Origin of the sequence: Pectobacterium polonicum, assembly GCF_005497185.1 — a bacterium.
Classification (GTDB): domain Bacteria; phylum Pseudomonadota; class Gammaproteobacteria; order Enterobacterales; family Enterobacteriaceae; genus Pectobacterium; species Pectobacterium polonicum.
The window spans coordinates 16,222-39,582 of the sequence record NZ_RJTN01000029.1 but is presented as its reverse complement, the minus strand read 5'-3'; the positions used below and the strand labels follow the sequence as shown (position 1 = coordinate 39,582).

The window sequence follows — 23,361 nt, the reverse complement described above, 5'->3', positions numbered from 1 at the left end:
CGGTCAGCGTTCGGCTGTCCGGGTTCCATCTGGAGATCATGATGACGCGTGACTTTGAAAAGCTGGTGGCGCAAACGATCCTGCAAGGGTTTGATGCGCAATATGGACGTTTTCTCGAAGTGACGGCGGGGGCGCAGCAGCGCTTTGAACAGGCTGACTGGCCCGCCGTACAGCAGGCAATGAAACAGCGTATTCACTTATACGATCACCACGTTGGTCTGGTGGTCGAACAGTTGCGCTGTATTACCGGTATTCGCTGCGATGATGCGGATTTTTTGGCTCGTGTGAAGCATATCTACACCCGTTTATTGCCGGATTATCCGCGTTTTGAGATTGCAGAGAGTTTCTTTAATTCCGTCTACTGTCGGCTGTTTAACCATCGGGAACTGGCACCTGACAAACTGTTTGTTTTCAGTTCTCAGCCTGAACAGCGCTTTCGTGAGATCCCCCGGCCTATCGCCAAGACGTTTGTGCCCGCTGACGGCTGGCAGAGCATGTTGGAAAAGCTGCTGGGTGACGTGCCGCTGCGTTTGCCGTGGGAAGATTTGCCGCGTGATATTGGTTATATCACGGCGTATTTACAGCGCACTTTCTCAACGGAGCAGCTTGTGCACGCGACGTTACAGGTGGCGAATGAGTTGTTTTATCGTAACAAAGCGGCCTGGCTGGTGGGCAAACTGTCGCTCCCTGACGGTGTTTTTCCGTTTCTGCTGCCGATTCACCACAACGAACGCGGTGCGTTATTTATTGATACCTGCTTAACCAGTCAGGCTGATGCCAGCATTGTGTTCGGTTTCGCCCGCTCTTACTTCATGGTGTATGCCCCGCTGCCGTCGGCGCTGGTGGCCTGGCTGCGTGACATTTTACCGGGGAAGACGACAGCGGAGCTTTATCTGGCCATTGGCTGCCAGAAGCACAGTAAAACCGAGTATTACCGCGAATATCTGCACTATATTGCGGCATCAGAAGAGCAGTTTATTATCGCCCCCGGCGTGAAAGGTATGGTGATGCTGGTGTTTACGCTGCCTTCCTTCGATCGCGTATTTAAGGTCATCAAAGATCGTTTTGCGCCGCAGAAAGAAGTGAGCGCGGAGCGGGTCATGGCGTGCTATCAACTGGTGAAAGAGCACGATCGCGTTGGGCGCATGGCGGATACGCAGGAATATGAAAACTTCGTCATTGATAAGCATCGTATCTGCCCAGAGTTGCTGGATGAGCTGTGGCGGGAGGTACCGGAAAAACTGGAGGATCTGGGCGACCAACTGGTGATCCGACATTTGTATATGGAACGCCGGATGACGCCGCTGAACCTCTATTTGGAACAGGCAAACGCACAGCAACTGCACGATGTGATCGAAGAGTACGGCAATGCTATCAAACAGCTGGCTGCGGCGAATATTTTCCCCGGCGACATGCTATTCAAGAATTTTGGCGTTACGCGCCATGGGCGAGTCGTCTTTTATGACTACGATGAGATCTGCTACATGACAGAGGTTAACTTCCGCAAGATTCCGCCGCCACGTCACCCAGAGGATGAACTGGCCGCAGAGCCGTGGTACAGCGTCGCGCCGAATGATGTGTTTCCCGAAGAGTTTCCGCATTTCCTGTGTAGCGACCACCACATTCGTAAGCTGTTTGAGGAAATGCACGGGGACCTGTTTTGTGCAGATTACTGGCGAGCACTACAGCAGCGCATCAGGGACGGGTACATTGAGGATGTTTACGCTTACCGACGGAGGAAGCGTTTTAGTCAACGGAGCGGGCATCAGCCGTCAGAGTATCCGACGGCTGATGTCGTATTGATTAGGTGAAGAAGTAACGCACAATATGGAAAAACACGGGAGCGGCAAAACAGAGGGAATCAATGCGGTCCATCATCCCGCCGTGTCCTTCCAGCATGGTGCCGAAATCTTTTACGCCGCGATCGCGTTTAATGCCAGACATGCAAAGTCCACCGGCAAAGCCAAGGAGTGCAATCACGAAGGCGATGAGAAAAGCCTGCCAGGGGGAAAATGGTGTGATCCACCATAACCCCATTCCCACCAGACTGGCGGTCAAAATACCGCCGACAAACCCTTCCACCGTTTTGTTCGGGCTGAGTTTAGGGACGATGGGGCGTTTTCCCCAGAGTTTACCGAAAACGTATTGCAGTACGTCTGATAGCTGCACCACGATCATGAGAAACAGCAGTAACTTGATATTTTGGTGCTCATAACCTGTGATATCCAACATCAGCAGTGCTGGAGCGTAGCTGACACAGTAGACGGCGATCATCAGGCTCCATTGAATCTTGGCCGCACGCTCAAGAAAATGTACCGTATCCCCCGCTAATGCCAGACGTGCGGGGACGAAGAGAAATGCGTATACCGGTATCAGAATAATGAAAACGCCGTACCACTGGATGCCAACCAATAAGTATTGAAGCGGCAGGATGATGAAGAAGCACCAGAACAGCGCCTCATGATCGCTCCGTCGGGTCGGCATCAATGTGATGCATTCCCGCAGTGCGTAAAATGACATCAGGGCAAATAGGATCGTCGAACCGATCGGGCCAATCATCATGGCGAATACAGAAATAATACACATGAGCCACCAGGCTCGAATGCGGGCATTGAGGTTCATGATGGTGGCGTTTTGCTGACGTTTGGCTAATAGGTAACCGACCAGGCTGGCAAAAGTCAGTAATCCGAACAGGCCGCTCAGCAACCATTGCATTTCGTTATCCCAGGCCATCACGCTGATAACTCCTCAAGTGCTTGCTTAGCGCGTTCAAGAAAATCTTGTTTTGACTCCATCTCGGTCACACCCTGTATCGGTTCACCGAATGTGGCATGGCAGATGATAGGAACGACCAAACGTGATCCCTTTGGCATGACACGGTTAAGATTCTCTAGCCAGACAGGGATCAGTTCTATGTCTGGATACTGTTTTGATAAGTGGTAAAGCCCGCTTTTAAAGCGATTCAACTGGTCGCCATTTCCCCGAGTCCCTTCGGGAAATAGAATCAGTGACTGGTTCTCGCTTAACGTTGTTTTTAGCGGTTGTAGCGGATCTTGTGGCAACCGCTCTGTATGCTCTTCTTCTGTTTTTTTATTGCGCCGCTCGACCAGAACCGCCTGAAAAATACGCAGAGCCAGATAGCGGCGTAACGGTTTTTTCAGCCAGTAATCGGCAGCCGCGACGGGATGGACGATGGTTCGAAGTTGGGGGGGCAAGCTGGCCCAAATCACCAGCCCATCAAGGTGGCTACTATGGTTGGCATAATAAATTTTGGCACGAGCCAGATCGGGTTCACTTCGCCAATGTGCGCGAATGCCAGTGAGGAGCCGACAAATCGTGACCAGAAGTGAACTGACAATTTTTTTATCCAGCCCAGAGAAAACGTTAACCATAAGATTATCCCTGAATATGCAGTGCACTCATAATCTGTCGAGTGCGATTAATACAGGTGACGACCGAACCAAGCAGAATCACTGCGAGAGCGGCGATAAAAAGCCATTGCCCATAAGTCGGTACGATCAGGGCGAGCAAGGAAACCAGGGTGAGAATAGCCATACGATGTTGTTTTGCCATTGGCCCGCTAAACCGTTGTGGCAAACCACAGCTTCCACCTAACAAACGAATGTAGGCTGTTAGTACCGCCATCACGGTCGCAGCCCAGGCAAGCGTGGGCGCAAAAGGCCACACTGTAATGCCGTAACCCACCCCCATGAGGATCAGAGAATCTGAAATCCGATCGGGTAGATCGTTATAAACAGCACCGACCGGACTGCGCAGTTTACCTTCAACGGCCACCATGCCATCAAGCAGGTTGCACAGCAGGCGACCCTGAATGCCGATAGCTCCAACGAGCAGAAGTAGTCGAGTCGTGGTGTCGTGTTCGGTACGGAAAGCGAAAATAAAGCTGATACTGGCGATGAAAGCAAAAAAAATGCTGAAAAGGGAAATGGTGTTAGGGGTAAAGCCCCTCGATTGCAGTGCTCGGGCCAAATAGCTGGCCCAACGTGTTTGTCGAGCCTTGATGGGGCGGCGATCCTTGATATCTTGTTCCATGATGCACATTATCCATTGGTGAAACGTATAACCATACTGTAAGTGGATGTAAGAATAAGGGTATTGCAGAGAGCTGCACACTCTTTTATATCCAGTATCACGGTATGCCACTGTATTCCTGCATGACCTGCTTAGCGGCTTTGATCACCAGCGCACCGAGTTCTGTGACACGGTCGTCCGTGATGCGCGACACGGGGCCAGAGATGGAAATGGCGGCGAAGGCTTCGTGATGTTCATCCAGAATACAGGCTGCGATACAGCGTAGCCCCAGCGCGTGCTCTTCGTCATCGAACGAATAGCCCTGTTTGCGAATCAGCGACAGGTTTTCTTTCAGGGCTTGTGGCGAGCTGAAGGTATGTGGCGTGTAGCCGTGCAGCCCTTTTTTGTGCAGCAACTGCGTGACCTGAGCATCAGGTAAATGCGCCAAAAACGCTTTCCCAGCCCCCGAAGCATGCATCGGCAATTTACCGCCGATAGGCGCGGACATGCGCATCAGCGCCGTACATTGCACTTGATCGATGATGATCGCCTGACTATCGGTCTGATCGAGCACGGCCAGATTGACGGTTTCGCCTGAGTCTTCCATTAGCTTGCGTAGTATCGGATGCACGATCGCCAGCAGGTTGCGGCTTTGCAGAAAGCTACTGCCGACGATAAACGCGTGCGAAGCAATCGTCCACAGCCCCAGATCGCCAACCTGACGCACAAAGCCCTGTTGCTGCATGGTGGTGAGCAGGCGGTGGGTCGTAGAATTCGGTAAACCGGCCTGCTGAGCCAGATCGGTTAGCGCTACGCTGCCATTTGCTTTGGCGATATATTCAAGCAGCGTCAGGCCACGGGTCAGCGACTGAACCTGCCCGGTTGGTTGCGCGGTGGTGCCCGTACTGGCTCTGGGTTTCTTCCCGCGTTTGGCTGGCTCTGGTGGCGTCATGGCGTCGATTCCTTTTTAGGGTTATGGAATTGATTTTCGTTTTTTTACCACAGAATGCAACTCTTCTTTCTCTACGCTTTTTATCGGCAAATGATCTGAAAAAGTCTCATGCTACACGGCGTTAGCGTGCTCATAACTTATGCTAGGATATACCCGTCATACTCCAAGCTACATGTGCGTTGGCCTCCCTTACTCACCCCAGTCACTTACTGATGTAAGCTCCTGGGGATTCGTGCGGTTGCCGCCTTCATGCAACTCGGATTATTTTGGGTATAGACACTACATATCGTATTTATTGGCCGGGAATGGGGTTCGCGTGAGTAATCGGGTAGACGAATTGCGGCGTCAGTTGGCGCAACGCATTATGGTGCTGGATGGTGGTATGGGCACCATGATTCAGGGTTATCGCCTTCAGGAAGCAGATTATCGCGGCGAGCGCTTTGCCGACTGGCCGAGCGATGTGAAGGGAAATAACGATCTGCTGGTGCTGACCAGGCCGCAGGTGATTAGTGAAATTCACGATGCCTATCTGGAAGCCGGTGCCGACATTCTCGAAACCAACACCTTCAACGCCACCACTATTGCGATGGCGGACTATGATATGGAAGCGCTGTCGGCGGAAATTAATACCGTCGCCGCCCAGCTGGCGCGTGCCAGCGCGGATAAATGGACGGCGTTAACGCCGGATAAGCCGCGCTATGTTGCTGGCGTTCTCGGTCCGACGAACCGCACGGCGTCGATCTCCCCCGACGTTAACGATCCGGCTTTTCGTAACGTCAGTTTTGATCAACTGGTAGAGGCGTACCGAGAATCGACTCGCGCACTGATCGCAGGTGGCGTCGATCTGATCATGATCGAAACCATTTTCGACACGTTGAATGCTAAAGCAGCGAGTTTCGCCGTCGAAAGTGAATTTGAAGCGTTAGGGGTCGTGCTGCCCGTGATGATTTCCGGCACGATCACGGATGCGTCAGGGCGTACGTTATCTGGCCAAACCACGGAAGCCTTTTACAACTCTCTGCGTCATTCCCGCCCACTTTCCTTCGGTCTGAACTGTGCATTAGGGCCGGATGAACTGCGTCAGTATGTCGCCGAGCTATCGCGTATTTCAGAATGCTATGTGAGCGCACACCCGAATGCGGGGCTACCTAACGCCTTCGGGGAATACGATCTCGATCCAGCGGATATGGCGAAACATATCGGTGAATGGGCGCGATCGGGTTTTCTGAATATCGTCGGCGGCTGTTGTGGATCGACGCCTGCACACATTGCGGCGATGGCGAAAGTAGTGGAAGGCGTGCCGCCGCGCAAGCTGCCGGAGATCCCAGTGGCCTGCCGTTTATCCGGCCTCGAACCGCTGATTATCGATGCTAATACCCTGTTTGTTAACGTCGGGGAGCGGACAAACGTTACCGGCTCTGCGCGTTTTAAACGTCTGATCAAAGAAGAGAAATATAACGAAGCGCTGGATGTCGCCCGCCAGCAGGTGGAAAGCGGTGCGCAGATTATCGACATCAACATGGATGAAGGCATGCTGGATGCGGAGGCGGCGATGATCCGCTTCCTGAATCTGATTGCCGGTGAACCTGATATTGCCCGTGTGCCGATTATGATCGACTCCTCAAAATGGGATGTGGTTGAGAAAGGGCTTAAATGCATTCAGGGCAAAGGGATTGTTAACTCGATCTCCATGAAGGAAGGCGTTGAGGCCTTTATTCATCACGCTAAGCTGGTGCGGCGCTACGGCGCCGCCGTGGTGGTGATGGCTTTTGATGAAGTCGGACAGGCGGATACCCGCGCCCGCAAAATTGAAATTTGTAGCCGGGCTTATCGCATACTGACGGAAGAAGTCGGCTTCCCGCCGGAAGACATTATTTTCGACCCGAATATTTTCGCGGTGGCAACGGGGATCGACGAGCACAACAACTACGCGGTGGATTTCATCGAAGCCTGTGCGGACATCAAGGCGCAACTGCCGCACGCGATGATCTCTGGCGGCGTGTCCAACGTGTCGTTCTCATTCCGCGGTAACGATCTGGTCCGTGAGGCGATCCACGCCGTCTTCCTGTATTACGCGATCCGCAATGGGATGGACATGGGGATCGTGAACGCTAGTCAGTTGGCGATCTATGACGATCTTCCTGTTGAGTTGCGCGATGCGGTTGAAGACGTGATCCTTAACCGTCGCAGCGATGCCACCGAGCGTATGCTCGATCTGGCAGAAAAGTATCGCGGCAGCAAAACAGAAGATGAAGGCAGTAAAACACAGGCGGAGTGGCGCGGCTGGGACGTGAAGAAACGTCTGGAGTACTCGCTGGTTAAAGGCATTACCGAGTTTATCGAGCTGGATACGGAAGAAGCGCGCCAGCAGGCGACGCGGCCGATCGAGGTGATCGAAGGCCCACTGATGGACGGCATGAACGTGGTCGGCGATCTGTTTGGTGCAGGCAAAATGTTTCTGCCGCAGGTCGTGAAATCCGCCCGTGTGATGAAGCAGGCCGTGGCCTACCTCGAACCTTATATTGAAGCCAGTAAAGACAAAGGCTCGTCTGCGGGGAAAATCCTGCTGGCGACGGTAAAAGGTGACGTCCACGATATCGGCAAGAATATCGTCGGTGTGGTGCTGCAATGTAACAACTACGAAATTATCGATCTGGGTGTGATGGTACCGACGGATAAAATCCTGAAGACTGCGCGTGAAGAGAATGTCGATATCATCGGGCTGTCCGGGCTGATTACGCCGTCGCTGGATGAAATGGTTAACGTAGCGAAAGAGATGGAGCGTCAGGGCTTTACGCTGCCGCTGTTGATTGGCGGCGCGACGACCTCTAAAGCGCATACCGCTGTGAAGATTGAGCAGAACTATAGCGGCCCGACCGTCTACGTGCAGAATGCCTCGCGCTCTGTTGGTGTGGTGTCTGCCCTGCTGTCCAGTACGCAGTATGACGACTTTGTTGCGCGCACTCGTAAAGAGTATGAAACCGTGCGCATTCAGCACGCGCGTAAAAAACCGCGAACGCCGCCCGTGACGCTGGAAGCAGCTCGCGCTAACGCCTCCGATTTAGATTGGGAAAACTACACGCCGCCGGTTGCGCATCGTCTGGGCATTCAGGAAGTGACGGCCAGCATTGAAACGCTGCGCAACTACATCGACTGGACGCCGTTCTTTATGACCTGGTCGCTGGCGGGGAAATATCCTCGCATTCTGGAAGATGAGGTGGTGGGTGAAGAGGCCAAGCGCCTGTTTGCCGATGCCAACGTGATGCTGGACGACTTATCCGCACGCGGTGCGCTGAATCCGCGTGGTGTGGTTGGCCTTTTTCCGGCGAACCGCGTGGGTGATGATGTGGTGATTTATGCCGATGAACGGCGTGAAACGGTGCTGTCAGTTAGCCACCATCTGCGTCAACAGACGGAAAAAACCGACTTCCCGAACTACTGCCTGTCTGATTTTGTGGCACCGAAATCCAGCGGTAAACCGGATTATCTGGGAGCCTTTGCCGTGACCGGCGGGCTGGAAGAGGATACGTTGGCCGATCTGTGGGAAGCTCAACACGATGATTACAACAAGATCATGGTGAAGGCGATCTCTGACCGTCTGGCGGAAGCCTTTGCAGAATACCTGCATGAGCGTGTGCGTAAGGTGTACTGGGGCTATGCGCCGAATGAGAACCTCAGTAATGAGCTGCTGATCCGTGAGAATTATCAGGGGATTCGCCCTGCACCAGGCTATCCGGCTTGTCCTGACCACACGGAGAAAGTACAAATCTGGCAGTTGCTGGATGTGGAAAAACATACTGGCATGAAACTCACTGAATCCTATGCCATGTGGCCGGGCGCGTCGGTATCCGGCTGGTATTTCAGCCACCCCGACAGCAAATACTTCGCCGTCGCGCAAATCCAGCACGATCAGGTCGAGGATTACGCGGTGCGTAAAGGTATGGATGTAAGCGAGCTTGAGCGCTGGTTAGCGCCAAATCTGGGCTATGATGCGGATTAGGTTACGAGGGCAGGTCTGTGCGATTTGCCTTTGCAACCTAACTATCCAAAGGGGGAGCAATGCAACTACTGCGAGAAAGGTTGAATAAGCAAAATAAATAGTTCCCCCAGTTGAGAAAGGGGGAATGGAGAGAAATAGCAAGTGTGCGTCAAATCGCTCTGCTAATTCAGCTCTGTTCCCCCCACACACAATCCAAGTGTGAAAGTGCTGTCATATCATTGCACCTTAGCGGCGGTAATAATTAAAGCCGTTACTGGCATAGGTAAATAATTTGTAGGAGCGACAAACCTGTCAGAGGCGGATTTTAACACTGCTTGTAGCAACTCCTTCGGGGAATATATACGTAATTGATTACTCAGAAACGTTATGCTTCCTGGTTAGGCCAGTTGATCTTATTCAGAAAATAGTCCGGTTGCTGGCTCATATGGGTCTGTATTTTCAAATAGATATCTGAAGATGGTGTTCCTTTCGCTTTTTCTTCATTATATATTTGAGTTGTCGCAGCTAAAACGCTCTGATCCCATTCTGCAAACATAGCCGTAGACTCTGGCGTTACTTTTTCGCCTGTATAAGCGTTAAACACATCAGGGTAATGCTCAATAGAGACTAGTTCCTCAGATTGCCGAGGGGTGGCATATAAATCCTTTATATAAGAATCAACTTCATTTTGATCGGCGCTACTGCGCAGTTGCTGATATTTATTCAACACTGCTTCAGATAATTTAGTCTGTTGTTGTACTTGAGGTGAGAATGATACTTTCGTGCTAGACTCAGATTTGACTAAATTAGCAACAGTAAATTCATCACGAGCATGTATATCCTGTTTTTTTTCAGTGGCTTTTAAAGAAACTATTCCAGATGTTATATCGATTTTTGATAGCATTTTTTAGACCTATTCGTAATATAACCGCGTTAAACCATAAGGAAATTGGCTGAATAAGTATTCATTCTGGCCATTGGTGCACTCGTATAGTCACGATTAACTGTCTGTGCATTTCCTGCAAGGAGGCAAGTACAGCACTAGCGGTAATCTCTTTTTTAATCCGTTATGAAGAATGTAGGTGTTTTTATATCATATTATTATTTTTAATTAAAATAACATCAGTTTTTGACAAATAAGTAAAAACAAAAATAAAAAAACAAAGGGAAAGAAAAATGATGAAAAAAGAATTTTATATTGAAATTTTAGATAATAAACAGAAAAGTGCTATCCATTCATAATGGTTTTACGTTTAAATTATGTTTTTAATAAACAATTAAATTGATAATTATTTAACGTTAACGGATAGATTGTTAATCTATTTATCCCCATTGCATGAAACTCACTGAATCCTATGCCATGTGGCCGGGCGCGTCGGTATCCGGCTGGTATTTCAGCCACCCTGACAGCAAATACTTCGCCGTCGCGCAAATCCAGCACGATCAGGTCGAGGATTACGCGGTGCGTAAAGGTATGGATGTAAGCGAGCTTGAGCGCTGGTTAGCGCCAAATCTGGGCTATGATGCGGATTAAGGTGCCAGTAAAAGAAATAATATCTGTGGGTTAACAAGTGTTGGTTTTCAACTGGCGTTAAAATTCTGCTGAGGTGGGCGTGGCCGCCGGGTGAGCCGCATGGACGCGGCGAAAGTCAGTGCCGCGTCTGGAACGCGTCACTGGCGGCCCGGAGTGCGGGCACGAACGCCGAAGGCATCGCGTAGCGGCAGAATTCCCGCCAAAAAGCCTGGGTTCTCAGGGCGGCGGCGACTGAGCGCCCTGAGTCGGGCGTGGTGCTGATGGCACAGAGAAATACTCGGCTTATCACGCACGAAACATATGCTTTTTTGCATAGTTGTCGTGGTTTCGTGGTTAAACCCATGCAATATCTTCCCATTGGTGATCCTGTGTTACGCGAACACCATTTCAATGAGAATAGTTATCAGTCTTATTGATGCGCTCGCTACGCAATGATAAGGTGAATAACGATTTCTGTAGCACATACGTCGCTGCGTCATGCGTAGTTCCATTAATCTCAGGCCTGATTCTGGGCGTTAAACAGGATGAGGGTATCTTCCCGCCCATGCTAAAACGACTCTTCTCCATAGAGGATTTCTTCGACATCGGTGAACGCTACGGGATTGATTACCACTTCCCGCAGTTGTCGTCTTGCCGCGATCGCATGAAAGAAAAGCGCATCGTGGTTCAGGGCGATGTCGAAGAGATGACGCTGTCCTCCGGTATTTGCCTCACGAACTCCAATGTTCGCGTGTTGCAGCCTTACGAATCGACGTCTTTGCACTGCTGTCCGTTTTATACGCTGGTGGTGCTGGAAGGATGTGTCGCGCTGCGCCTGAATGGTAAAGAGTTTGTTGTGCGCTCTGGCATGGCATTCAGTACTCAACTGGGCGATCGGTTAGTCATGAACGCGAGCCACCTTGCTGACCATCATCTTCGTACCGTGTCTTTGGGGATTTTTCCCGCGACTTCCGCTTTGGAGCCGCAGTTGGGCTTGTTGTTGAACGAGTGGGAACAGAGCGGTAATCCGACATTTTTATGGCAGGTTCCCGGCTATTTGTTGTCTGGTTTGCAGCATGCGCTGGAAAATACCCTGCCTGGTTTATCGCGCCAGCTGATGTTGGAAGGCGTGATGCTACAGTTGCTAGGGCAAGGTCTGTCATTCGGGCAACGTGGTGGAGAACGGCGTATGTTGTCCCCGCCCGGCGAACAGGATCGATTGGAGAACGTTCGGCGACGTCTGGCGCAACAGCCTGAAAAAGAGTACACCCTCGATGAGCTGGCGCAACTGGCCGCGATGAGCAGCAGTAGCCTGCGTACCAAATTTCGTCAGGCATATGGTCATTCAGTCTTTGACTACCTGCGCGACTGCCGATTGGAACTGTCCCGCCGCTATTTGGCGCAGGGATACAGCGTTCAGCAAGCCGCCTGGATGTCGGGATACCAGCACGCGACTAACTTCGCCACGGCTTTCCGGCGACGTTACGGTATTGCGCCGAGCGATGCACGCATACCCAGCTAGCCCTTCCTTATCTTAATCAATGCATTGCTTCTTGCTTACGCCAGGTATTGGCACTCTGCCACCTGTCCGGCGTCTTTCCGCAGAGTTCCCATTTTGTCATTGCGCATACGTAAACCGTCACTGCGCATAGCTATCGGCAGACCAATAACGGTAATAATTCTTATTTACAATAATAAAGTCTGTGGAGATTCCCATGTTCAGAAAAACGCGGCTGGCGCTGTTGGTTGGCTGTTTCACCAGTGGATTGACGGTGTCGGCATTCGCACAGGAGACGCTATCCTCTGGCGATACATTAGTCGTTACGTCTCAAACGCAACGCGGTGCCACCAAGCTGGAAACGCCTGATATTGAGACTCCTCAGGCCGTTTCTATCATTACGCGCGATCAGATTCAGGAACAAGGTGCGACCAGCGTTCGGCAGGCGGTCGGTTATACGCCGGGTGTATTTAACAACCAGATTGGTGCCTCTAACCGCTTTGACTACATGGTGTTACGCGGCTTTTCCGACGGCAGTCTTGATAATGTTTATCTCGATGGCTTGAAGATGATGGGAGATACCAATTCCCATAGCTCGCTGGTTATCGATCCCTGGTTCCTCGATAGCATTGAAGTCGTCAGAGGCCCGGCGTCTGTACTCTACGGACGTTCTTCACCGGGCGGGATTGTGGCGCTGAATTCGCGCCAGCCGTCGTTCGATCGCAGCGGGCAGATTAAACTGTTTGCCGGTAATAATGCGCAGCGTGGTGCGGCGTTTGACGTGACCGGCCCGCTGGATGACGACGAGCGTTTTGCCTTCCGTCTGGGCGGAATGGTGCGTGAGGCGGATACGCAATTTGGGCCGCTGAAAGAAGAACGTTACGCGATTGCGCCTAGCCTGCTGTGGCGGATTTCCGAAAAAACTCGTCTGGAATTTATGGCTTACCTGCAACGCGATCCTGAGGGCGGTAGCCATTCGGGTTTACCGTATGACGGTACCGTGGTCGAGCACAACGGACGGAAAATCTCGAACACCTTCTATGAAGGGGAAGAGAATTATGAGAAATACGACCGTAAGCAAAATATGGTGGGGTACAACTTTGAGCACGGTTTTGATAGCGGCTGGGCAGTGCGCCAAAAGCTGCGTTATCTGCGTACCAAAGTGCATTTGGATCAGGTTTACGCTTATGGCTGGACGCAGCCAAGCGCCGATACCCTAACCCGCTACTACTCCGGTTCCCGTGAGTCGCTGTCGGCGTTGACGTTAGATAACCAACTTGATGGCAGCGTGGATACCGGGGCCGTGAACCATCGCCTGCTGGTGGGGATCGACTATCAGCAGCGTAATAATCATGTGGACTGGCCTTCTGGTTCCTTCCCGGCCATCGACGCGTTTAACCCTGTTTATGGTGCCGGGCCAACAGGCATGTCCGGCACGCTAGAAAAACACAAGCTGCAACAGACGGGGATCTACGTTCAGGATCAAATGAGCTGGGAACGCTGGCGCTTGACGTTGGGCGGCCGCCACGATCGGGTTAAAGTCACTCACGTTAACCATACCAACGGCACACATAGTGAACTTGATAAAAACAACTTTAGCTCACGTGCGGCCTTGCTCTACCTGTTTGATAACGGTTTTGCACCGTATGTCAGCTATTCTACGGCCTTTACGCCGACCAGCTTCGCTGATGATAACGGTAACGTGCTGGAGCCGATGAAAGGTAAACAGTGGGAAGCTGGGATGAAGTATCAGCCGGAAGGCTCTCAGGATCAGTACAGTCTGTCGGTCTTCCGTATTAATCAGAAGAATGTCGCGACAAAAGTTCAGCCTAATGACCCTTACCGTTCCGTTGGCGAGATCGAATCGGAAGGCGTCGAACTGGAGGCCGTGAGCCACATTACCGACAATCTGCGTCTGCAAGCGGCTTATACTTATACGGACATTCGCTATAAGAAAAGCAGCGTTGCTGAGCAAGGAAAACGTGCGGTGTATGCCCCACGCAATCAGGCCAGCGCCTGGGCCAGCTATGATGTTAAAAGCGGTCCGCTGGACGGCCTGACGATTGGTTCTGGCGTGCGTTACGTGAACGGTGTGACCTCCGATCGTGCCAATACTCACACGTTGCCTTCCTATACGTTGGTGGATATGGCTGTGGGATACGATCTCTCGAAGGTGGGTCTGAAAGGGCTGAGTGCACAGCTTAACGTCAATAATCTGACTGATAAACGCTACGTAGCGGCCTGTAACTCGCTGGAGTTCTGTTACTTCGGTGCAGAGCGCAGCGTGGTCGGCAGCGTTTCTTATTCGTTCTGATACCTTCCCCGTCCTGCCTTAACGGGCAGGGCGGTAGGTTGTATTAAGATTCACATCAATAGATCGTCCACACTCTCGCAATATCTGAAGACATTAAATCATCACCTTTCTGCTAGCGAGTAGAGATAATATTCTGCTACTTCTTACCTCTTTCAGCTATTTTCCTCAAACACATTAAATAATGTTCTGATTCATTGAATGAAATGCATAATAGTGAATTTATATTTTCTATATTTATATTTTTAGACGTAATTAATGCCATTAAATTTGCGTTCATTTTTGGCAATAAGTGGTATTTATCTCAGGTGGACTGGACATTTCCATGACTAAAAACAATACTGTTTTGGTGTTTTTTATTTTGCGATTTTTTACGTAATACCTATAAGTTAATAGGTAATGTATTCTTCATGTGATAATTAGTGGTGGAGGTTTTTTAAGTCGTATTACTCTATGAAAATAATTTCAATCCTTATTATTTTAAATTCTATACCCTACATAATTCGAGTTGCAGGAAGGCGGCAAGAGAAGGAATCCCGATGAGCTTACTCAGGTAAGTGATTCGGGTGAGTGAACGCAGCCAACGCACCTGCGGCTTGAAGTATTACAGGTATATTTACATAATGCATGTGAGGTATAGCAATGGACTTGAATAATAAAAATAGACGATTTTTCTTTATTAGCTCTGCGAAAAAAATGATAGGAACCGTCGGGTTATTATCATTAGCGAATATCCCTTTCACGGTGAGAGCGAATGACGTCGTGGATAAGCCAAAGGCCGTCGGGATAAAGACATGTCCTCTCACAACTGAGCAAATCGTGGGGCCTTACTTTGTTGACTACAAAATACTACGACGCGATATTACCGAATCCCAACCGGGAATTCCGCTGCTGCTGAAGATAAAAGTGATTGATGGTGTGACGTGTGAACCCGTGGATAACATCTTGGTTGATATCTGGCATTGTAACGCGCGGGGTAAATATTCGGGGTGGAGTTTCATTAGCCCTGATAAAGAAGCATCAACCGATGATGTAGGGACGGTTAATCGAACGGACAGTACCAGCTTTTTCCGAGGTATACAGCCAACAGATCAGAATGGGGTTGTGAGATTCACGACGATATTCCCTGGGTTCTATGCTGGCAGAGCGACACATATTCACGTAGCGATAAGGCGGCCGAGTAAAAATCCTCTGGAAAAAGAACACTTTGCTTTTGTTGGGCAGTTATATTTCCCAGAGGATCTTTGTCGCGTGGTTTATAATAATGAGCCCTATAGCCCAAGGGATATTACCCGAGTCACCAATGATAAAGATGACTATTTTACCAAGATGAATGGCGTGCAATCGCTCCTTACGGTCAATAAAGTCAATGAAGGCGATTTTAATGACGGGTTTACGGGCGAAATTATTTTATCTATTGATAAAAATGCGACCTCAACCTATCTCACTCAGCGTGACTTATATAAATACACCGTTTCTCAAGATTAACGTCAATATACCCCAAATAATTCGAGTTGCAGGAAGGCGGCAAGAGAGGGAGTCCCGATGAGCTTACTCAGGTAAGTGATTCGGGTGAGTGAACGCAGCCAACGCACCTGCGGCTTGAAGTATTACGGGTATATCCGGGGCAGATGCACTGCCCCGTTTTTCTATTCGACTTACTGCGATATTAATACAGCCCAATCACTTTCCACCACAATAGACCTGCGCTCATGAAGATCGCCTGATTCACCAGACTGACGACAAAGCCAGTCCGCCACCAGACGGCGGTGGGTACGTAGCCCGCGCCGAACAGGATCGGACCGCGTGCGTGGGTATATTGCGTTAGTGAGCAGTACAGACTACTGGTAAACGCCAGCATGAACGCCATCGGTACTGCTGGAATGTTCAGGTTGATCCCGACACCGAGGAATACCGCAAAAAGGGCGGCGATCTGTGCATTGCCGCTGGCGAAGAAATAGTGGGTGTAGAAATAGGCCGCATTCAACAACAACAGCACCAAGACCCAGCTTGTTCCCTGCATCAAGTGGCCGATATTGCTGCCGATGAGATCGCCGAACCAGTTGGTGAAGCCGAGCTTTTTCAACTGATTCGCCATCATCAGCAGGGCGGCGAACCAAATCAGCGTATCCCAGGCGCCTTTCTCGCTTTTCACGTCTTCCCAGCTCAATACGCCGGTTAACAGCAGGAAGGACAGCCCGACGAAGGAGGCGGTCGTGGCATCTACGCCTAAGCGATCGCCAAAAATCCACAGCACCAGCAGCAGAATAACGGTGAATGCCATCAGCCACTCGCCACGGCTCATATTTCCCATCTTTGCCAATTCTGCGACGGCCAGTTTTGGCGCGTCCGGCGTATGGCGAATTTCTGGCTTGGTTAGCCAGTAGACGAGCAGCGGGACAACCGCCAGAGAGATCAAACAAGGGACGAGTGCGGCGAGGAACCAACTTCCCCAGGTAATGGTAACGCCTGCGTTGGCGGCCAGTTTCACTGCTAGCAGATTACCGGTGTAGGCGGTCATAAACATGGCTGCTGTCACGTCGTTAACGTTACCGATGCAGGTAATCAGGAAGGTGCCAATCTTACTGCGCGAGGCATCTTCCGGTTTGGAGTCGAAGCTGCGCGACAGCGAATCGGCAATCGGATAAATAATCCCGCCGCAGCGTGCAGTGTTGCTTGGCATCGCGGGGGAAAGCACCAGATCGGCAAAAGCCAGCCCGTAAGCCAGACCCAGCGTGCGTTTTCCCAACATGCGGATCATCTGCAAGGCGATGCGACGACCCAGCCCTGTTTTGATAAAGCCGCGTGCGATCATGAAGGCGACAACAATCAGCCAGATCAGCGAGCTGTTCAGATCGCTGAGTGCCGTTTGTATCGCGCCGCTGGCCGTTGTATCCCCCGCGGCATACGTCAGCGCAAAGAGCGTGATACTGATAATACCGATGGCCCCAATCGGGAGAACATTCGCGACAATACTCACGATCGTGGCCACGAAAATGACGGCGGAGTGCCAGGCTGCGGGGCTTAGGCCGGTTGGGGGCTCCATGTGCCAAAAAAAAGCGGCGATGGCGAGAATAATGATTAGCGGGAGCCAGTTCAGTCCATATGAGGTTTTCGTCTTCATCCATTTTCCTTACTCAAGAGCAGCAAGATTATGCAGAGTTATAACCCATAAGAGTTATAGGGATAAAAAGAGCATAGCGTTAACCGGGGAAGGCGTGAGGCAAAATTATCGGCTTATTGATTTGGATTCTGTTTTTTAAATATTGTCAGTTAATTAATTTTTATCAGTCCTTGATCGTTGGGCGATTTTGCTTTGACGCGGGCTGCCTCGCAGTACGGTCTGCCAACATCTGGTAAGATGGTCGTTCATTACGTCATCAACACGTTTTATTTCATCAACACACGTTTAGCTGGAGGCGCGGACTTTTTGTTAACACTGCTGAATCTCCTTTCTGCGATTGCGTTACTGGTATGGGGCACTCACATTGTCCGTACCGGTATCATGCGGGTTTATGGCACCCAGTTACGGCGGGTTCTCAGCGATAGCGTTGAGAAAAAACCGTTGGCTTTTATGGCTGGCATCGGCGTCACTGCGCTGGTGCAGAGCAGCAATGCGACCGCGTTGCTGACAACCTCTTTTGTCTCACAGGGGCTGGTGGCATTAACGCCTGCGCTGGTGATTATTCTCGGGGCGGATGTCGGTACGGCACTGATGGTGCGAATTCTGACGTTCGATCTCTCCTGGCTTTCTCCGCTGCTGATTTTTCTGGGCGTGATATTTTTCCTCAGCCGTAAGCAGACGCGGGTGGGGCAGGTTGGTCGCGTGGCGATTGGGCTTGGGCTGATTCTGCTGGCGCTGGAAATGATCGTCTTGGCCGCAGCGCCGATCACGCAGGCATCGGGCGTGAAGGTGCTGTTTTCGTCATTGACGGGCGACGTTATGCTGGATGCGTTGGCTGGCGCGCTGTTCGCGGTGATTACCTATTCCAGCCTGGCGGCGGTGCTGTTGACGGCAACGTTAACGGCAAGCGGTGTGATCTCGCTGGAAGTGGCGATGTGTTTGGTCATCGGTGCCAATCTGGGTAGCGGATTACTGACGATGATGAGCACCTCGACGCAGAATGCGGCGGGGCGACGCGTGGCGCTCGGCAGTATGCTGTTCAAGATGTTCGGTTGTCTGGTTATGCTACCGCTGGTTGAGCCGCTCTCGCGTTGGCTGGCGCGTATTCCGCTAAGTGCTGAAGAGCTGGTGATTTACTTCCACCTGTTCTACAACCTGATTCGTTGCCTGCTGCTGATTCCGCTTACTGGCGTGGTGGCTCGCCTGTCCTGCGCGATGATTGCTGACTCACCTCAGGTCGATCTCCAAATGAAGCCTCGTCATCTGGATACCAGTTCGCTGGATACGCCAGCATTAGCGTTGGCCAATGCTGCACGGGAAACGCTGCGGATTGGTGATGTGCTGGAGCAGATGCTGCGCTTATACCGCGAAGTCTTGCAGGGCGACCATATGCAGCGGCGGGAGATTCGTCGGCTTGATGATGATGTCGATATCCTTTACACCGCGATTAAGCTTTATCTGGCGCAGATTCAGAAAGACGGGTTGGATGAGCGGGATTCTCAGCGCTGGGCAGAAGTCATCGAAGTGGCGCTGAATCTGGAACAGGCGGGCGATATTATCGAACGCATGGCTGATGACATTGGCAATCATTCATCTGGTGTACGTATGGCGTTTTCCTCACAGGGGTTGGAGGAGTTGAACCACCTGCATGACCAACTGCTGGCAAACCTGCGCTTGGGACTGTCAGTTTTCCTGTCGGAAGATGTCACTAGCGCTAAACGTCTGCGCCGTGCCAAGCACCGTTTCCGTATTATGAACCGCCGCTATGCACATGCGCATGTCGATCGTTTACATCAGCACAACGTACAGAGTCTGGAAACCAGTTCGCTTCATTTGAGTTTGCTTGGCGACATGAACCGACTGAATTCACTGTTCTGCGCAGTAGCGTATAACGTCTTGATTGTGCAGCAGGATGGGGATGAAGAGCGGGAAGAATCACCGCTGACGTTGTGATTCCCTTTGTGGAAATTTTTATTCAGATTAAGATGCGGTTTCGTGCGCGATAATGCCGCTATTTTCATGCTACGTCGTAGCACGCGCCCGACATGGGGCGGCTCAAACGCCGCTCGCCCCATGACCCTCAGGCTTTTGGCGCAAATTATGCCGCTGACGCGGTTCCATCGGTGTTCCTGACCGCTAGTCGAGCCGCCAGTGACGCGTTTACTAGCCCCATAAATGGGGCTCACCCTTCGGGCCAGCACAAGTGCTGTTCAAAAACGTCTTTGACGTTTTTGTCCTACGCGGCACTGGCTTTCGCGACGTCCTGTCGCTCACTCGGCGGTCAAGCCCACCGCTGCATAATTTTTTACGCCGGATAACGGCAAAACCCACGATGCCTCTGTATTTGTGACTAAGAGACTGCGCGCTGATGGAGAATTTACTCGAACAGGCTGCGGTGCAGTGTCTGTACCACACGCTCGGCGTCGTCGCCAGGGACCAGGAAGCACAGATTGTTGCTGCTGGCACCGTAGCAGATCAGGCGAATGCGGAAAGGTTCCAGCACGCCAAACACTTCTTTCCCCACGCCACAGGCCTGAGACAGCTTGTTGCCGATCAGCGCGACCAGTGACAGGTTCTCTTCAACTTCGACTCGACACAGCGATGACAGCTCGGTCAGTAAGGCACTGGACAGCAGGCTGTCGCCCGTTGAGGTGGAGCCGGTGGTATCAAGCGTTAAGGCCACGTTGACTTCTGATGTCGTGATCAGGTCAACGGAGATGTTGTGACGCGCCAAAATACTGAACACTTCTGCCAGAAAGCCGCGAGTGTGCAGCATGTTGAGGCTGTGCAGTGTGAGCAACGTTTGCTTACGGCGCAGCGCCAGCGCGCGGAACAGCGGCGGATTTTCTGTTTTATTGCACACCAGCGTCCCGCCTGCGGCTGGGTCTTTGCTGGAGCCGACGAAGACTGGGATATCGCTACGCACCGCAGGCAGCAGCGTGGCTGGGTGCAGGACTTTTGCACCAAATGTCGCCATTTCGGCGGCTTCTTCAAACATGATTTGGTCGATGCGTTTTGCCGTCGGCACTACGCGCGGATCGGTGGTGTAGATGCCGGGAACATCGGTCCAGATATCGATCCGGCTGACGTTGAGCGCTTCGCCCAGCAGTGCCGCCGTATAATCGCTACCGCCACGACCCAACGTGGTTGTGCGACCTTTTGCTTCACTACCGATAAAGCCCTGAGTAATCACCAAACCTTGTTCAAGGCGTGGCTGTAACTGGCTGCGAGTCAGTTCGCCCAGTACGTCACAATCTGGCTGCGCGCGGCCAAAATGATCGTCGGTACGCATGATTTTACGCACATCAAACCACTCAGCCACCACATCGCGCTGACGCAGGATCTCAACAAACAATAGGGTAGACATCAGTTCGCCGTGGCTGACCAGCTCATCGGTCAGGGCGTTGGACGTCGCGAGTGCTGCTGCCTCAGACAGTGTGGTCACGCTGTCCAGCATGCGATCAATCTCATCGCGAATCACGCTCTGATTGGTCAGCTTGTCGATGATGGCGTATTGGATCTGGCGGATCTTCGCCAGATGTTCAGCGCGCGTTTCCGGCGTCTGGCCTTCCGCAAGCGCGACCAGTAAATTGGTGATACCCGCCGATGCCGATAGCACGACAACGCGTACATTTGGATTAGATAACACTACATCGGCGCTGCGATTCATGGCATCAAAGTCCGCCACGCTGGTGCCGCCAAATTTGGCAATAACGGTAGAGTTCGTGTTCGCGGATACTTCAGTTACAGACATGTCAAAAAACCTCGTGTCAGGGGTAGGCTGTTTTCAGTAAACAGCATTCCATTAATCAGCCTTGGCACAGGGGGAGAGCGGTAAGTAGGGGGCAGGCGTAGAAAATCGCTACGATACACCCAGAAGCGCTCCACCTTGCTAAACGTCCATCAGGACGAATCTGGTGACAACCCAGAGGATTCAGCCTCTGTAGTCGATAGGAGGAAAGCCGTATTTCTCCCTATCTCGGCGTCGCTCCCCCTCAGATATCATCAGCGGATTACGGTTCCTCCGATATCTTACCTGGGCGACGCGCCTCTTCTGGCTTGCACACCGAGTGTGCAAGTACGGTGTTACAAATAACGGGTTATGCGGTTTCTGTCAATAAACAATCTGTCAGTAAACGACAAGTTGTCAGTAAACCACAGGGCATAAACCGCTTTTAGCAAGAAAAGGGATCTCAATCGGGATTTTAAGGGATACAATCGATTCAGTCACTTTGAACTCATGCTTAGAGAGAAAGTCGCATTATGAAAAATATCAATCCAAGCCAAACTGCTGCCTGGCAGGCATTACAAACCCATTTTGACGCAATGAAAGACGTGCAAATCAGCGAGCTGTTTGCACAGGATAGCGATCGCTTTGCACATTTCTCCGCGACGTTCGACGATCAGATGCTGGTGGATTACTCCAAAAACCGCATCACAGCAGAAACCATGGAAAAACTGCACGCGCTGGCGCGGGAAACTGACCTGTCTGCGGCGATTCAGTCCATGTTTGCCGGCGAGAAAATTAACCGCACGGAAGATCGCGCCGTTCTGCACGTTGCTCTGCGTAACCGTAGCAATACACCGATTCTGGTGGATGGCAAAGATGTGATGCCGGAAGTCAATGCAGTGCTGGCGAAGATGAAAGATTTCAGCGAGCGTGTGATTGGCGGTGAGTGGAAGGGGTATACCGGAAAAACGATCACCGACGTGGTCAACATCGGTATTGGTGGCTCCGATCTGGGTCCGTTCATGGTAACGGAAGCGTTGAAGCCTTATAAGAACCACCTCAACATGCATTTTGTCTCCAACGTTGACGGCACGCATATTGCTGAAACGTTGAAGCCGCTGAACCCGGAAACCACGCTGTTTCTTGTTGCTTCTAAAACCTTCACCACGCAGGAAACCATGACCAACGCGCACAGTGCGCGTGACTGGTTCCTGAAAACGGCACAGGACGAGAAACATGTAGCCAAGCACTTTGCTGCGTTGTCCACCAACGCGAAAGCCGTCGGCGAATTTGGTATCGATACCAACAACATGTTCGAATTCTGGGATTGGGTTGGCGGACGTTACTCCCTGTGGTCAGCGATTGGGCTGTCGATCATCCTTTCTCTGGGTTTTGAGAACTTTGAGAAACTGCTCAGCGGCGCGCACGCGATGGACAAGCACTTTGCTTCCACGCCTGCGGAGAAAAACCTGCCTGTGTTGCTGGCGCTGATCGGCATTTGGTACAACAATTTCTTCGGTGCTGAAACTGAGGCGATTCTGCCGTATGACCAATACATGCACCGCTTTGCCGCCTATTTCCAACAGGGGAATATGGAATCTAACGGGAAATCAGCCGATCGCAACGGCAACCCTGTGGATTACCAGACTGGGCCGATTATCTGGGGTGAGCCGGGCACAAACGGCCAACATGCGTTCTACCAGTTAATTCATCAGGGTACCAAACTGGTTCCGTGTGATTTCATTGCACCGGCTGTTAGCCATAACCCATTGAGCGATCACCACAGCAAGCTACTGTCGAACTTCTTTGCACAGACGGAAGCGTTGGCGTTTGGTAAGAGCCGTGACGTAGTGGAAGCGGAATTTGCGGCGGCAGGTAAAAGTGCAAAAGATGTGGAACACGTCGCGCCATTTAAGGTATTTGAGGGCAACCGTCCGACCAACTCGATCCTGCTGCGTGAAATCACCCCGTACAGTCTGGGGGCGCTGATCGCACTGTATGAGCATAAGATCTTTACGCAAGGCGCGATCCTGAACATCTTCACGTTCGATCAGTGGGGCGTGGAATTAGGTAAACAACTGGCGAACCGTATTCTGCCAGAGCTGGAAAATGATAATACGATCGACAGTCATGACAGCTCTACCAACGGGTTGATCAACCGCTTCAAGGCGTGGCGTAACTAATCGGGCCTGTGCCCTTGGTTTTTGAATCGCAAGGAGGAA

15 protein-coding genes, 1 pseudogene and 1 riboswitch are annotated in these 23,361 nt (G+C 51.5%); of the genes and pseudogenes, 8 read left to right on the top strand and 8 right to left on the bottom strand.

Annotated features, from left to right (window positions below; all coding sequences use genetic code 11):
• Positions 1–41 precede the first annotated feature (41 nt).
• Positions 42–1,811: a bifunctional isocitrate dehydrogenase kinase/phosphatase gene (aceK, locus tag EDI29_RS20645; RefSeq protein ID WP_137742390.1), complete on the top strand. Its 1,770-nt coding sequence runs from the start codon at positions 42–44 to the stop codon at positions 1,809–1,811.
• Here the strand turns inward: aceK and EDI29_RS20640 are convergent.
• The 4 genes from EDI29_RS20640 to iclR all read right to left on the bottom strand — a co-directional run bounded on the left by EDI29_RS20640 (position 1,804) and on the right by iclR (position 4,984).
• Positions 1,804–2,733 carry a phosphatidate cytidylyltransferase gene (locus tag EDI29_RS20640; protein WP_137742385.1) on the bottom strand — a complete coding sequence of 310 codons (930 nt, stop codon included), beginning with the start codon at positions 2,731–2,733 and terminating at the stop codon, positions 1,804–1,806. The genes aceK and EDI29_RS20640 overlap by 8 nt on opposite strands.
• Positions 2,733–3,392: a lysophospholipid acyltransferase family protein gene (locus EDI29_RS20635; RefSeq protein WP_137742384.1), complete on the bottom strand. Its 660-nt coding sequence runs from the start codon at positions 3,390–3,392 to the stop codon at positions 2,733–2,735. Before EDI29_RS20635 ends, EDI29_RS20640 begins: the two co-directional genes overlap by 1 nt.
• Before the next feature lie 4 nt (positions 3,393–3,396).
• Positions 3,397–4,053 carry a CDP-alcohol phosphatidyltransferase family protein gene (locus EDI29_RS20630; RefSeq protein ID WP_137742383.1) on the bottom strand — a complete coding sequence of 219 codons (657 nt, stop codon included), beginning with the start codon at positions 4,051–4,053 and terminating at the stop codon, positions 3,397–3,399.
• 97 nt (positions 4,054–4,150) lie between these two features.
• Positions 4,151–4,984, bottom strand: a complete 834-nt coding sequence (iclR, locus tag EDI29_RS20625; protein ID WP_137742382.1) for a glyoxylate bypass operon transcriptional repressor IclR — start codon at positions 4,982–4,984, stop codon at positions 4,151–4,153.
• 316 nt (positions 4,985–5,300) lie between these two features.
• On the opposite strand from iclR, the gene metH reads away from it, so the two are divergent.
• The gene (gene metH / locus EDI29_RS20620) at positions 5,301–8,984 is read left to right on the top strand and encodes a methionine synthase (RefSeq protein WP_137742381.1); all 3,684 of its coding nucleotides are present in this window, start codon (positions 5,301–5,303) and stop codon (positions 8,982–8,984) included.
• A 364-nt stretch (positions 8,985–9,348) separates the two neighbouring features.
• Here the strand turns inward: metH and EDI29_RS20615 are convergent, their stop codons facing one another.
• Positions 9,349–9,867, bottom strand: coding sequence for a hypothetical protein (locus EDI29_RS20615; RefSeq protein ID WP_137742380.1), 519 nt, complete (start codon positions 9,865–9,867; stop codon positions 9,349–9,351).
• 432 nt (positions 9,868–10,299) lie between these two features.
• On the opposite strand from EDI29_RS20615, the pseudogene EDI29_RS20610 reads away from it, so the two are divergent.
• Positions 10,300–10,497, top strand: a pseudogene (locus EDI29_RS20610) (vitamin B12 dependent-methionine synthase activation domain-containing protein); the annotation flags it as partial.
• A 137-nt stretch (positions 10,498–10,634) separates the two neighbouring features.
• Here EDI29_RS20610 and EDI29_RS22830 read toward each other — a convergent pair.
• Positions 10,635–10,811 (bottom strand): hypothetical protein, encoded by a 177-nt coding sequence (locus EDI29_RS22830; RefSeq protein ID WP_167494544.1) that lies wholly within the window; start codon positions 10,809–10,811, stop codon positions 10,635–10,637.
• 230 nt (positions 10,812–11,041) lie between these two features.
• Between EDI29_RS22830 and EDI29_RS20600 the strand changes: the two genes are divergently transcribed.
• From EDI29_RS20600 to EDI29_RS20590, 3 genes are all read left to right on the top strand, one after another.
• On the top strand, positions 11,042–11,998 hold the full coding sequence (locus EDI29_RS20600; RefSeq protein WP_137742378.1) for a helix-turn-helix transcriptional regulator: 957 nt from the start codon (positions 11,042–11,044) through the stop codon (positions 11,996–11,998).
• A 193-nt stretch (positions 11,999–12,191) separates the two neighbouring features.
• Complete coding sequence (gene foxA / locus EDI29_RS20595; protein WP_137742377.1) at positions 12,192–14,288, top strand: ferrioxamine B receptor FoxA; 2,097 nt, start codon at positions 12,192–12,194, stop codon at positions 14,286–14,288.
• A gap of 639 nt (positions 14,289–14,927) precedes the next feature.
• On the top strand, positions 14,928–15,773 hold the full coding sequence (locus EDI29_RS20590; protein ID WP_137742376.1) for an intradiol ring-cleavage dioxygenase: 846 nt from the start codon (positions 14,928–14,930) through the stop codon (positions 15,771–15,773).
• 181 nt (positions 15,774–15,954) lie between these two features.
• Here the strand turns inward: EDI29_RS20590 and EDI29_RS20585 are convergent, their stop codons facing one another.
• Positions 15,955–17,409, bottom strand: coding sequence for a DASS family sodium-coupled anion symporter (locus EDI29_RS20585; RefSeq protein ID WP_137742375.1), 1,455 nt, complete (start codon positions 17,407–17,409; stop codon positions 15,955–15,957).
• Positions 17,410–17,715: 306 nt separating this feature from the next.
• On the opposite strand from EDI29_RS20585, the gene EDI29_RS20580 reads away from it, so the two are divergent.
• A complete protein-coding gene (locus EDI29_RS20580; protein ID WP_137742374.1) occupies positions 17,716–19,362 on the top strand; it encodes a Na/Pi cotransporter family protein in 1,647 nt (548 codons plus the stop codon).
• Positions 19,363–19,786: 424 nt separating this feature from the next.
• Here EDI29_RS20580 and lysC read toward each other — a convergent pair whose 3' ends face one another.
• Positions 19,787–21,163: a lysine-sensitive aspartokinase 3 gene (gene lysC, locus EDI29_RS20575; RefSeq protein ID WP_137742373.1), complete on the bottom strand. Its 1,377-nt coding sequence runs from the start codon at positions 21,161–21,163 to the stop codon at positions 19,787–19,789.
• 115 nt (positions 21,164–21,278) lie between these two features.
• Positions 21,279–21,471: riboswitch (Lysine riboswitch) on the bottom strand.
• Positions 21,472–21,672: 201 nt separating this feature from the next.
• Between lysC and pgi the strand changes: the two genes are divergently transcribed.
• Entirely contained in the window at positions 21,673–23,322 is a 1,650-nt protein-coding gene (gene pgi / locus EDI29_RS20570; protein WP_137742372.1) for a glucose-6-phosphate isomerase, read from the top strand.
• The last annotated feature ends 39 nt before the right edge of the window (positions 23,323–23,361 follow it).